At 67.3% G+C, this 11,749-nt stretch carries 10 protein-coding genes; all 10 read right to left on the bottom strand.

Annotated elements, in window-relative coordinates; translation table 11 throughout:
* Positions 1–143: 143 nt before the first annotated feature.
* Positions 144–923, bottom strand: a complete 780-nt coding sequence (locus tag C8N44_RS14015; protein WP_244641089.1) for a TIM barrel protein — start codon at positions 921–923, stop codon at positions 144–146.
* Positions 924–946: 23 nt separating this feature from the next.
* The gene (gene iolB, locus C8N44_RS14010; RefSeq protein WP_107977398.1) at positions 947–1,741 is read right to left on the bottom strand and encodes a 5-deoxy-glucuronate isomerase; all 795 of its coding nucleotides are present in this window, start codon (positions 1,739–1,741) and stop codon (positions 947–949) included.
* Positions 1,742–1,777: 36 nt separating this feature from the next.
* Complete coding sequence (gene iolE / locus C8N44_RS14005) at positions 1,778–2,671, bottom strand: myo-inosose-2 dehydratase (protein ID WP_107977397.1); 894 nt, start codon at positions 2,669–2,671, stop codon at positions 1,778–1,780.
* Positions 2,672–2,691: 20 nt separating this feature from the next.
* Positions 2,692–4,533: a 3D-(3,5/4)-trihydroxycyclohexane-1,2-dione acylhydrolase (decyclizing) gene (iolD, locus tag C8N44_RS14000; RefSeq protein ID WP_107977396.1), complete on the bottom strand. Its 1,842-nt coding sequence runs from the start codon at positions 4,531–4,533 to the stop codon at positions 2,692–2,694.
* On the bottom strand, positions 4,530–6,464 hold the full coding sequence (locus C8N44_RS13995; RefSeq protein WP_107977395.1) for a bifunctional 5-dehydro-2-deoxygluconokinase/5-dehydro-2-deoxyphosphogluconate aldolase: 1,935 nt from the start codon (positions 6,462–6,464) through the stop codon (positions 4,530–4,532). The genes iolD and C8N44_RS13995 overlap by 4 nt, the downstream gene beginning before the upstream one ends.
* Positions 6,461–7,582, bottom strand: a complete 1,122-nt coding sequence (locus tag C8N44_RS13990; RefSeq protein ID WP_107977394.1) for a Gfo/Idh/MocA family protein — start codon at positions 7,580–7,582, stop codon at positions 6,461–6,463. Before C8N44_RS13990 ends, C8N44_RS13995 begins: the two co-directional genes overlap by 4 nt.
* 72 nt (positions 7,583–7,654) lie before the next feature.
* Positions 7,655–8,476, bottom strand: a complete 822-nt coding sequence (locus C8N44_RS13985; RefSeq protein ID WP_107977393.1) for an ATP-binding cassette domain-containing protein — start codon at positions 8,474–8,476, stop codon at positions 7,655–7,657.
* A gap of 1 nt (position 8,477) precedes the next feature.
* Positions 8,478–9,584, bottom strand: a complete 1,107-nt coding sequence (locus tag C8N44_RS13980) for an ABC transporter permease (RefSeq protein ID WP_107977392.1) — start codon at positions 9,582–9,584, stop codon at positions 8,478–8,480.
* A 63-nt stretch (positions 9,585–9,647) separates the two neighbouring features.
* Entirely contained in the window at positions 9,648–10,571 is a 924-nt protein-coding gene (locus C8N44_RS13975; protein ID WP_107977414.1) for a sugar ABC transporter substrate-binding protein, read from the bottom strand.
* A gap of 128 nt (positions 10,572–10,699) precedes the next feature.
* Positions 10,700–11,692, bottom strand: a complete 993-nt coding sequence (iolG, locus tag C8N44_RS13970; RefSeq protein ID WP_107977391.1) for an inositol 2-dehydrogenase — start codon at positions 11,690–11,692, stop codon at positions 10,700–10,702.
* Between the last annotated feature and the right edge of the window lie 57 nt (positions 11,693–11,749).

The raw sequence follows: 11,749 nt of genomic DNA, 5'->3' as shown, positions 1-11,749 counted from the left end.
AAAGCTCAATGCGACGCTCCGGGTTCGTGGGTCTGCGGGGTGGACACCCCGCTCATGCCGTGCCGATGGTCGATTTCTGATTGAGCGCAATCAACCGAATAAGGCGTCATGCCATGACTTCAGTGGGGGCGTAGGCACCGGATTCACAGGGTGAATGCCGCGACGAAGGCGTCGAGCGCGGCGTCGCTGTCGCTGTGGGCGAAGGCCTCCATTCCGACGGGGCCACGATAGCCGAGGGCATGGAGCGCGCGCGCGATTGCGGGGTAGTTGATCTCGCCCGTGCCGGGTTCGCAGCGGCCCGGGTTGTCGGCGACCTGCACTTCGCCGATCCAGGGGAGGCAGGCTTCGCACCAGCGGACGAGGTCCCCCTCGCCGATCTGCGTGTGGTAGAGATCGAGGTTGATCCGCAGCTGCGGACGGTTCACCGCCGAGACCAGCGACAGCACGGCCGCGGTGGAGCCAAAGGGGCAGCCGGGATGGTCGAAGGGATTGAGGTTCTCGAGCGTGAAGGTGACGCCGAGTTCCTCGCCCAGGTCGCAAAGCCGGTGGAGCGTGTCGCGCGCTCGCAGTTCCATTCCGGGAGAAAACGCGCCGTGTCGCGGTATCGGCAGGCCGCCATCGCCAAGCCCCGTGCCGTGCAGATTCAACCGGTCGACGCCGAGCCGACGGCCCACCTTGGCGGTTTCGCGGGCGGAGGCCAGAAGCATGTCGGCGCCCTCGGCGTCGGAGAGCCGGCCCTGCAGGTAGCCGTTCATGATCGTGTAGTCGGCGCCGATCTTTTCGAGCTTGCCGAGGTCGTGGTCGGGCCAGTTCCAGAGGCCGACGCCGAGGCCGCGCTCGGTCAGTCGTTCGGCGCGCCAGTCGATGGGCCTGTCGGGCCAGAGCATTTCCGCGCAGGCGGCGAGCTTGAAGGGTTGGGACACGGGGTGCAGTCTCCGGGTGGGGTTCAGGTGAGGTGTTCGACGGGCGGGGCGAGCACGAACCGCCACTTGCGCAGGGGGCCTGCCATCACGTTGAGGTAGTACATCTCGAACCCGTGGGGGGCGCCGCAGGGATGATGTCCGCGCGGGACGCAGACCACGTCGCCGTCATGCACGGCCATGGTCTCGTTCAATTGCAGGTCGTCGGTATAGACGCGCTGGATGCCGAAGCCGTCCGCCGGGTTGACCCGGTGGTAGTAGGTTTCCTCGAGGTAGGTGACCCGCGGAAAGTCGTCCTCGTCGTGCCGGTGGGACGGGTAGGAGGACCAATTGCCCGCGGGGGTGAAGACCTCGGTCACGAGCAGGCTGTCGCAGTAGTCCTCATTTTCCATGGCGATGTTGTTGATGTGGCGCGTGTTGCTGCCATCGCCCCGCTGCGTGAGGGTGATGCCGTCGGGGCCGATGCGCCGCGCTTCGTGTCCGCCCTTGCCCGGGGCCTTGCCCACGGCGATGACGCAGTCGGTGGTGGCGGTCGCCTCCCAATCGGAGCCATCCGGCAGGTAGAGACAGTGCGGCGGCGTCTTTTCGAAGACGTTCATGCGGTCGCCGAGTTCGCCCCAGTCCTGGCCGGCGCCGCTGATCCGCGCCTTGCCCTCGACCATGACGAGCATCAATTCGTTCCGCCCCGCGCTGTCCGAGACGGTATCGCCTTCGCGCAGGTGCCAGAGGTCGAAACCGACGTAGCGCCAGCCGGCGCTTTCCGGCGTGATGGCGTGCACCTTTCCGTGGGTGCCGAAGGGGCGCTTGAGAAGATCGGGCATGGCGGGGTCCTTCAGGTCAGGTCAGGTCAGGTCAGGTCAGGTCAGGCCGGTGTCGGCCGCGATGCGTTTCAGGGTGGCGAGACCGAGCGTCTGGTAGAGCAGGGGGTTGTGCACGTCGGGATCCTGTTCCGCCTCGATCACGATCCAGCCGTCGTAGCCATGCTCGGCGAGGACCTGGAGCAGCGGGGCGAAATCTATCTCGCCCTCCTGGTCGCCGGGGACGGTGAAGACCCCCGCGCGCACGCCGTCCATGAAGGAAAGCCCCTCGCTTTGGACACGCGCGCGGACCGCGGGACGGACGTTCTTTGCGTGAAAGTGGCCCACGCGGTCGATGTGCTTGCGCAGCACTGCGACGGGATCACCGCCGCCGAAGGCGCAGTGACCCGCGTCGAAGAGCAGCTTCGTGGCGGGGCCTGTGGCCGCCATGAAGGCATCGATGTCCTCTGGCGACTGCACGACAGTGCCCATGTGGTGATGGTAGACGAGGTCGATGCCCTGCTCGGCGCAGTAGCCGGCGATTTCCTCGACCCGGGCGGCGAAATCCCGCATCGCAGGGCCGTCGAGCACGACGCGGTCGGAAAGCGGGCGGTCGAGACCCTGGACGGAGTTCGAGGTCTCGCAGGCGATACAGACCTTGCAGCCGTTGTGCAGAAGGCGATCGAGATGGGGCTGGATGGCCTTCTTCTCCTCCTCGACGGAGTGGGCGAGCAGGTTCAGCGAGTGCCAGCCCGAGATGAAGGCCAGCCCTGCCTTCTCCATCATCAGGCGCAGGTCCTCGGGATCTTCGGGCCAGCGGTGGCCGTTCTCGATGCCGTCGAAGCCGATCTGGCGGCCTGCCTCGTCGAGGATGCGCGCGGTCGGGATATCAGCGCCGAGTGACTGGTCGTCATCGTTGGCCCAGGCGATGGGGTTGGTGCCGAAGCGGATCATTTGGGTCTCCTGTGGCGCGCTCAGTTCACGAGGCGCTGGCGCTGCTTCTGTTCGAGGTAGGCGGCATAGGCTTTTCCGAGCTCGTCGGTCTCGCCGGTTTCGGGAACAGCGACGTCCCACCAGTGCCCGGCCTCGCCGAAGCCCGGGCCCTCGCTCGGGTCGGTCTCGATCACGATAACGGTGGGAATGTCGCGCTCACGGGCCTCGGCCACGTGACCTTCGAGCTCGGCGATGGTCGCGGCCCGGACCGCGTGGGCGCCCATTGCGGCGGCATGGGCGGCGTAGTCGATCTCGGGCTGCTGCTCGATGTTGCAGTCCTCGTAGAGGTTGTTGAAGGGCGCACCGCCGCTGCCTTGTTGCAGCCGGTTGATGCAGCCGTAGCCACGGTTGTCGGTCAGAACGACGGTGAAGGGCACCCTGCGCATGACCGCTGTGGCCAGTTCGGAGTTAGCCATCATGTACGACCCGTCGCCGACAAAGCAGATCACCTCGCGCTCGGGGCGGGCGAGCTTGAGGCCCATGGCGCCGGCGATCTCGTAGCCCATGCAGGAAAAGCCGTATTCCATGTGGTAGCCGCCCTGCGAGGGTTGCCAGAGAAGCTTGAGCGCACCCGGCATGGTACCGGCGGCACACATGGCGATGGCATCGTCACCCGTGGCGCGCTGGACGGCGCCGATGACCTCGGCGTCGGTGGGGCGGTCGCCTGCGGAACGGTCGCGGTCGCGGCAGTGGTCGGTCACAGCGTCGAGCCATGCGGTGCGCAGGGCGGGATCGGGCGGTGTCGCGCCATGGCCATCCAGCGCCTTTGAAAGCGCCTCCAGCGCGGCCTTCGCATCGCCCATGACGGCCAGCGCGCCATGCTTGGCCGCGTCGTAGGCCGCGACGTTGATCGAGATCAGGCGCCTGGCGGGATTGGCAAAGAGCGTGCGCGACCCGGTGGTGAAATCCTGGAAGCGCGTGCCGATGCCGATCACCAGATCCGCCTTTTCGGACAGGTGGTTGGCGGCGGCCGACCCGTCGACGCCGCTTGCGCCGAAGTTCATCGGATGCGCCTGTGCGAGGGCGGATTTGCCCGCTTGGGTCTCGACCACGGGAATCCCGTGGGTCTCGGCAAAGGCGGCGAGCGCGGCCTCGGCACCGGAGTAGATCACCCCGCCGCCCGCGACGATCACGGGGGTCTTTGCCTGACGGATCAGCGCGGCAAGGTCGTCGATCTCGCGCGGATCGGGCTGCGGTCGGCGGATGCGCCAAACTCGGGGCTCGAAGAATTCGACCGGGTAGTCGTAGGCCTCGGCCTGCACATCCTGACAGAAGGCAAGCGTGACCGGCCCGCAGGAGGCGGGGTCGGTCATGGTGGCCAGCGCACGGGGCAGGGCGGTCAGCAGGTGTTCGGGCCGCGTGATGCGGTCGAAGTAGCGCGACACCGGGCGCAGGCAGTCGTTGGCCGAAACCGTGCCGTCCTCGAAATCCTCGACCTGCTGAAGCACGGGATCGGGGCGGCGGTTCGCGAAGACGTCACCGGGGATCAAGAGGATCGGCAGCCGGTTCACATGCGCAAGCGCGGCGGGGGTGACGAGGTTGGTGGCGCCCGGGCCGATCGAGGTGGTCACCGCCATGGCGCGCGTGCGCTTCTTCGCCTTGGCATAGGCGATGGCGGCGTGGGCCATGGTCTGTTCGTTTTGACCCCGCCAGGTCGGGAAATCCTGTCTGGCCTTCTCCAGCGCCTCTCCGAGACCTGCCACGTTGCCGTGGCCGAAGATGCCCCAGATCCCTTCGACGAAGCGGTCTCCGTCCTCGGTCATCTGGGCCGCCAGCCATTTCACCATGGCCTGCGCGGCGGTCAGCCGCATCGTCTCGGTCATGCGTCTTCTCCAATCATCTGCTGGGCCACTGCGGCGCGGGCCCTGTCCCAGACCCCGCAAAGCCGGGCATAGCGTTCGGTCATCTCCGCCACGGCCTGCGCGTCGTCGATTTCGCCCCGGAACCAGGCGCGGGCGGCATCGCCGAAGATCGTGCGGCCCACCGCGAAGCCCTTGACCAAGGGATGCCGTGCGGCGGTTTCGAAGCCGCGGGCGAGGTCCGCTTCGGGCGCGTCGAGCCCCAGGACCACGATGCCGCGCGTGTGACGGTCATGCGCCTCGATGGCGGCGACGGCCCTCGACCAGGCGGCGTCGCTTGCCAGCGGTTCGAGCTTCCACCAGTCGGGGTAGATGCCCGCCGCATAGAACTGCGAAATCAGCCTGGCGGTAGTGTCGTCATCGGTCGGGCCGACTTTCGAGGGGATGATCTCGAGCAGGAACTCGAGGTTGTTGCGGCGGCTCGCCTCGAAGAGGCGTTTGACGGTCGCCTCCTGCGCCTCGCGCGTCGCCGGATCGTCGTCGGGATGACAGAAGCACAGCACCTTGACCACGTTTTCGCGTGCCCATTCCCGCAGTCCCCCGCAGTCGCTGCCGAGTTCGGGTTCGAGTGTGAGCGGACGCGAGCCCGGCCATTCCGCCGGTCGCCCGATCCAGAGGCCGGTGCCGGTTGCGCGGTGCAGGGTGGAGCGCCCGATGCGGTTATCGCAGAGGATGCCGTAACCCGCACCGTCGCCCTTCACGGCCAGCGCGGCGTCAAGGCAGAACTCCTTGAAAGCCGCGCCTTTTTCGGGCGTGTAGCCCTGCATCTCTTCAAGCTGAGCGCGGTGGTCGAAGGCGAAGACGCGCATGGTCGACCAGTCGCCGTCCGTGCGGGTGTGGCGGTTGGTGGACCAGTGGATCTGCTCAAGCTCCGGATCGTTGCGCAGGTCGCGGCGGGTGATCCCGCGATCGAGGAAAAATTCCATTTCGGCGAGCGAGGGATAGGCCGGCGTGCAGCCGTGGCGGCTGACGGCGAAGGCACCGCAGGCGTTGGCGTATTTCAGGGCGGTGGGCCAGTCCGCGTCTTCCATCCAGCCCTTGAGCAGGCCCGAGAAGAACCCGTCGCCGGCGCCGAGCACGTTGAAGACCTCGATCGGGAAGCCTTCGCCGGACTGGCCGTCGTCGAGGCTGCCGGGGACCGCGCCTTCGATGGCCACGGCGCCAAGCGCGCCGCGCTTGCAGATCAGCGTTGCGGCGGAGTTTTCGCGCACGCGACGCAGGGCTGTCAGGGTGTCCGTGGAGCCGCCGGCGATGTGGAATTCCTCTTCCGTTCCCACGATCAGGTCGAAGCGGTGCAGCGTCGAGAGCAGCTTTTCAGTTACCTTCGCGCTTTCCACGAAGCGGCTCTCACCGTCGCCGTGGCCCGCCACGCCCCAGAGATTGGGGCGGTAGTCGATGTCGAGCGCGGTGCGCAGCCCGTGCTTGCGGGCAAGATCCAGCGCCTTCAGCACCGCGGCCTCGGTGCGCGGATGCGACAGGTGGGTGCCGGTGACGACGATCGCGCGGGCGCGCTGGATGAGACCCTCGTCGATGTCCTCCTCGCAGAGCGCCATGTCGGCGCAGTTCTCGCGGTAGAAGATCAGCGGAAACTGTTCCTGATCGCGAATGCCGAGGATCACCAGCGCGGTCAGCCGCTCGGGGTCGGTCGTGACGCCGTCGGTGCAGACGCCCTCGCGTTCCAGCTGTTCGCGGATGAAGCGGCCCATGTGTTCGTCCCCGACGCGGGTGATGACGGCCGAATTCAGCCCCAGCCGCGCGGAGCCGCAGGCGATGTTGGTGGGCGAGCCGCCGATATACTTGTCGAAGCTGCCCATGTCCTCGAGACGGCCACCGATCTGTGCGCCGTAGAGGTCGACGCTGGAGCGTCCGATGGTGATGACGTCGAGATCCTTCATGTGTCGGCTCCCAGGGTGACGGTGCGACCGCCCGAGGCCGCCATTGCGTGGATGATGCGTTCGACCTCGAGGCCCGCGGCGAAGTCGGGCCCCGCGTTGATGCCGGTCGCGATGGCCGCGAGCAGGCTGTGCGCCTCGACGACCTTGAGCTCGTTGAAGCCGAAGTTGTGGCCGGGTGCCGGGCAGAACGCTGCGAAGCCCGGCTGGTCGGGTCCTGTCAGGTGGCGGGTGAAGCCGGGCTCACCCGCGCGGTGGACCCAGATCTCGTTCATGTTCTCCTGGTCGAAGACGATGGTTCCGTCCGAGCCGTGCACTTCCCACTGCAGTCGACACTTGCGGCCACGGGCAACACGGGAAGTCGCAAACGAGCCCTGCGCGCCGCTTGCAAAGCGGATCAGCGCCAGGGCGCTGTCCTCGTTCTCGACCTTCTTGGGGCCCTCGGTGGAGGGGCGTTTCGCTACGGCGATGTCGGTCATGGCCGTGAGCTCCGCGACGGGTCCCATGAGCGCGAGCATCTGGCTGACAAGGTGACAGCCAAGATCGCCGAGCGCGCCAAGGCCGCCAGCTTCGTGCGTCATGCGCCAGGACCAGGGCAGGGCGGGATCGGCGGAGTAATCCTCGTCATAGACGCCGCGGAAGGCGCGGGGCGCGCCGATCTCTCCGGCCTCGATCATCGCGCGGGCGGCGCGGAAGGCCGGGCTGCGCAGGTAGTTGTAGCCCAGAAGCGTGACCTGGTCCGGGTGCTCTCGGGCGAGTGCGGCCATGGCCTCGGCATCTTCGAGCGTGAGCGCCATGGGCTTTTCGAGCCAGACGTGCTTGCCGGCCCGCAATGCGGCCTCGGCCATCGAGCGGTGCGTGCCGTTCGGTGTCGTGATCGAGACCACGTCGACGGCCGGATCGCTGACGGCGGCCTGCCAGTCCGTGGTCGCGCGGGCAAACCCGAACGCCGCGGCATGGCTCTTCGCGGCCTCTTCGGTCACGTCGCAGAGGATTTCGAGCCGGGGGCGCGGCGGGCCGTAGACCGTGGCGACGTTGTTCCAGGCCATGGCGTGGCACTTGCCCATGAAGCCCGTTCCGATCAGGGCCACGCCGGGCGGTGTTTGGGGCAGGTCGGACATGCCTCTCCATCCAGTGACGGGTCGATAGGGTGCCGGGCGGCCTGTAGGGAGGAGCCGCCCGGCGGGAGGAACTCAGACGGTGCCGCCGAGCGAACCTTCGAGCTGTGCCAGCTCCTGGCCGCCGGCCATCAGGTCCTGCAGCTCGGTGGCGGTGATCTCGTCGCGCACCGCGGTGCCCAGCGTCTGGCCACGGTTCAGCACGGTGAAGCGGTCGCCGACCGCCATGGCGTGGCGGACGTTGTGGCTGATGAAGACGACGCCGACGCCCTGCTTGCGGACCCGGTCGATGGTCGAAAGCACGTTCGAGGTCTGACGGACCCCGAGCGCCGAGGTGGGCTCGTCGAGGATCAGGACCTTGGCGCCGAAGTAGACCGCGCGGGCGATGGCCACGGTCTGCCGTTCGCCACCCGACAGCGTGCCGACGGCCTGGTCGGGGGCACGGAGGTTGATGCCCATCCTGCGCATCTCCTCCATGGTGATCTCGTTGGCGCGGTCGATGTCGAAGCGGCGCGTCAGTCCTTTGCCCTTCGTGGGCTCGCGACCCATGAAGAAGTTACGGGTCACCGACATCAGCGGGATCATGGCGAGATCCTGGAAGACGGTGGCGATGCCCGCTTCCATGGCCTCGCGCGGGCTGTCGAAGGACAGGGGTTTGCCCTCGAAGAAGATCTGGCCCGAGTTCGGCTTGTGGACGCCCGACATGGTCTTGATGAAGGTCGACTTCCCGGCGCCGTTGTCGCCCAGCAGGCAGTGGCATTCGCCGGGGGTCACGTCGAAGGTCACCCCGTTCAGCGCGATGACGTTGCCGAAGTGCTTGGTGATGTCTTCCATGTGGATGATGGGGCGGGCGTCGGCCGGGACGCTGCCGTGATGAAACCTGGTGTCGTCAGCCATGTCAGCGTTCTCCCGTCACGCGTTTGCGGATCACGTTGTTGAAGACCACCGCCAGCAGCAGCATCCCGCCGAGGAAGATCTGGAACCAGTCCTGGTCGAAGTCGGTGTAGGTCAGGCCGATGGTGACCATCCCGAAGATGATCGCTCCGAAGAAGGCGCCGATCGCCGAGCCGTAGCCGCCGGTGAGAAGGCAGCCGCCGATGACCGCGGTGATGATGGCCTCGAATTCCTTCATGAAGCCGCGCCGCGCGTCGGTGGAGCCCGCGTCGATCACGGTGATCACCGCGACCAGCGCCGCGGCGCAGGCGGTCAGCATGAAGAGCGAGATCTTGACCCGCCGCACCGGCACGCCCGAGTTCTTGGCCGCGCCGCTGTCGCCGCCGGTGGCGAAGATCCAATTGCCGGCGGGCGTGCGCAGCAGCACGTAGGTGGCGATCAGCGCGAAGCCGATGAACCAGAGGATCTCGACCGGAACGCCGGGGACCTTGGGGGTGCCGTTGCTGAACGTGTCGATCACGCCGGCCGAGGCAAGCCAGGCGAAGAGCCCCTGCAGTGCGTCGCCCGAGAAGAACCGCGCGAGCCAGTCGCCCTCGACGGCATCGCGGACGCCGCGAAGCTGGGTCGAGCCGCCTGTGAAGAGCTTCAGGCCGACCAGCGAGGCGCCGCGCAGGATGAAAAGCCCCGCCAGCGTCACGATGAACGAGGGCAGGCCGGTGCGCAGGACGATCGTGCCGTTGACGGCACCGACGGCGGCGGCGAATGCCATGGTGAGCGGTATGGCAAGGATCAGAGGCAGGCCGAGGTTGACCGTCAGGGCGCCGAAGATCATCCCGGCAAAGGCCACCATGGAGCCGATCGAGAGGTCGAATTCGCCCCCGATCATGAGCATCGCGGCGGCGATCCCCAGGATGCCGAGCTGTGCCGCCGGGGTCATGAAGTTCATGATGCCGGACAGCGTGAACATCGTGCTGTCGGCGGTGAGCATGAAGAACAGCGTGACCAGGATGACGCCGCCGATGGCCCCGAGCTCGGGCTTCTTCATGAGTTTCGTCGCCAAGGTCTCCGAGCGGATGCGCTCGTCCTCGCTGGCCTGGATTTCAGCGGCCATTGCCCCCTCCCTTGGGTTGGTATGCGGGCCGCGCGCGGTGGCACGCGGCCCCTCATCGGTGGATCAGCGGATGCCCTGCGCGGAAAGGTCGATCACCTGAGCCGCCGTCTCCTGCGTCACGAGATTCGGGCCCGAGGGAACGTTGCCGCCCGGGATCAGCCCATAGTCGGCGTTGAGCGACAGGAAGACGACCGGAAGGTAGCCCTGCAGGAACTGCTGCTGGTCGATGGCGAAGGCGGCGCGGCCTTCGGCGATATCTTCGAGGAAGCCCGCCGAGAGATCGAACGAGGCCACCAGCACGTCGTCGCGGCCAAGTGCCTCGACCGCGGCCACCGCCGGTTCACCCACGAGCGAGGCGCCGAGGCCCAGCACGGTGTCGACGTCGGGGTCGGATTCCAGTGCCGCACGCACCTTGGATTCCACCTCGGTGGGGTCGTTCATCGTGGGGATCACGGTGACGTCCTGGCCAAAGCCCTCGGCGAAGCCCTCACAACGCTGGTCGAGCGAGACGTTGCCCACCTCCTGGTTGACGCAGATGCCCTTGGTGCCACCCATCTCGGCCAGCTTCTCGCCCGCGGCCTTGCCGGCATCGTATTCGGACTGCCCCACGTGCAGCAGTGCACCCAGCTCCTTGGAGACGTCCGAGCCGGAGTTCATCGAGATGACCGGGATGCCCGCGGCGACGGCCCGCTCGATGGAGGGGCCAAGCGCGTCCGCGTCGGGAATCGAGACGACGATGCCGTCGGGCTCCTGGTTGACCGCGGCGTCGAGCATCTGGCTCATCTGGACCATGTCGAAGGTCTCGGGCGAGCGGAAATCGACGTTCGCGCCGGTGTCTTCGCCGGCCTTCTGGACGCCATTCTTCACCACCGACCAGAAAGGGTCGTTGGCCTGGCCATGGGCGACGACGATGATGTCGGCAGCCAGCGCCGGCAGGGCCGTGGTGATCGCGGCGACCGTTGCCACTGTAGCGAGTAGTTTGTTCATCTGGTTTCCTCCCTTGAACATCTGCGCGGCGACGTCTTTCGCCGCTGCTGTCTCCCGGCCTTGGGGCCGGGTCTTCCGGTCGCGGGCGCCGTCTCTCCTCAGCCGGCGCGCGCGACGGTTCCCCCGTGTCACCCCTTCAGGGTGACGGGCGATCCGGTCCTGAGCGATTCCGTCGCGGCCTCGGCCATGGCCAGAGCGGCGACGCCGTCCTCGAGCGTGACCGGCAGCGGCGCCCCGTCGAGCAGCGCCGCGAGGAACGCCTCCCACTCGGCCGCGTAGGCGGGCATGTACCGCTCGAGGAAAAAGTGTGTGGGCTTGGCCGATGACACGCCGGCGGCGGTCGAGGTCACGACGGTGTTTTCCAGCATGTTGGTTACCTGCAGCATCCCTTCGGCACCAAGCAGCTCGACCCGCTGGTCGTAGCCGTAGACCGCGCGGCGGCTGTTCTTGATGACGGCGATGCGGCCGTCGGCGTAGGTCATCGTGACCACGGCTGTGTCGACGTCGCCTGCCGCGCCGATCTCGGGGTCGACCAGCGCACTGCCGATGGCGCTGACCGTGACGGGCGTTTCGCCCATGAGAAAATTCGCCATGTCGAAGTCGTGGATCATCATGTCCCGGAAGAGCCCGCCGGAGACCTTCACGTAGCTGACCGGCGGCGGCGCTGGATCAAATGACGTGACCGAGAGCAGTTCGGACTTGCCGATGTCATCCCTCAGGCTGGCGGCACGAAGTGCTGCGAAGTTCGGATCGAAGCGGCGGTTGAAGCCGATCATCACCGGCTTGCCGGTTGCGCCAACCTTGTCGAGGCAGGCGCGCGCGCGTTCCAGCGACAGATCCACGGGCTTTTCACAGAGGACCGCCTTGCCCGCGGCGGTGGCCGCCTCGATCAGGTCGGAATGGGTGTCGGTCGAGGTGGCGACAAGCACGGCGTCGATGGAGGGATCCGCGATGATCGCGTCCGAGCTTTGGGCCACGGCGCCATGTCGCGCGGCGAGTTTCTCTGCCGCAGGCGTGTTGACGTCGGACACCGCCGCCAGCGTCGAGCGCGGATTGTTCGCGATGTTCACAGCGTGCACCTGACCGATCCGGCCGGCGCCGAGCAAACCAACTTTCAGCATGGATTCCTCCCAGACCGCGGTGCTCTCTCCCACCGCCTGGCAATAGGGATATCGGTT

The organism is Allosediminivita pacifica (genome assembly GCF_003054175.1).
GTDB lineage: Bacteria > Pseudomonadota > Alphaproteobacteria > Rhodobacterales > Rhodobacteraceae > Allosediminivita > Allosediminivita pacifica.
This window is presented reverse-complemented; position numbering and strand designations above follow the sequence as displayed.

What these genes read in the sequence shown, in the direction of transcription:
- C8N44_RS13980 (WP_107977392.1), bottom strand. Translation starts at nt 9,584, where the DNA reads ATGGCCGCTGAAATCCAGGCCAGCGAGGACGAGCGCATCCGCTCGGAG.
- C8N44_RS13985 (WP_107977393.1), bottom strand. Translation starts at nt 8,476, where the DNA reads ATGGCTGACGACACCAGGTTTCATCACGGCAGCGTCCCGGCCGACGCC.
- iolE (WP_107977397.1), bottom strand. Translation starts at nt 2,671, where the DNA reads ATGATCCGCTTCGGCACCAACCCCATCGCCTGGGCCAACGATGACGAC.
- C8N44_RS13975 (WP_107977414.1), bottom strand. Translation starts at nt 10,571, where the DNA reads ATGAACAAACTACTCGCTACAGTGGCAACGGTCGCCGCGATCACCACG.
- iolG (WP_107977391.1), bottom strand. Translation starts at nt 11,692, where the DNA reads ATGCTGAAAGTTGGTTTGCTCGGCGCCGGCCGGATCGGTCAGGTGCAC.
- iolD (WP_107977396.1), bottom strand. Translation starts at nt 4,533, where the DNA reads ATGACCGAGACGATGCGGCTGACCGCCGCGCAGGCCATGGTGAAATGG.
- iolB (WP_107977398.1), bottom strand. Translation starts at nt 1,741, where the DNA reads ATGCCCGATCTTCTCAAGCGCCCCTTCGGCACCCACGGAAAGGTGCAC.
- C8N44_RS13995 (WP_107977395.1), bottom strand. Translation starts at nt 6,464, where the DNA reads ATGAAGGATCTCGACGTCATCACCATCGGACGCTCCAGCGTCGACCTC.
- C8N44_RS13990 (WP_107977394.1), bottom strand. Translation starts at nt 7,582, where the DNA reads ATGTCCGACCTGCCCCAAACACCGCCCGGCGTGGCCCTGATCGGAACG.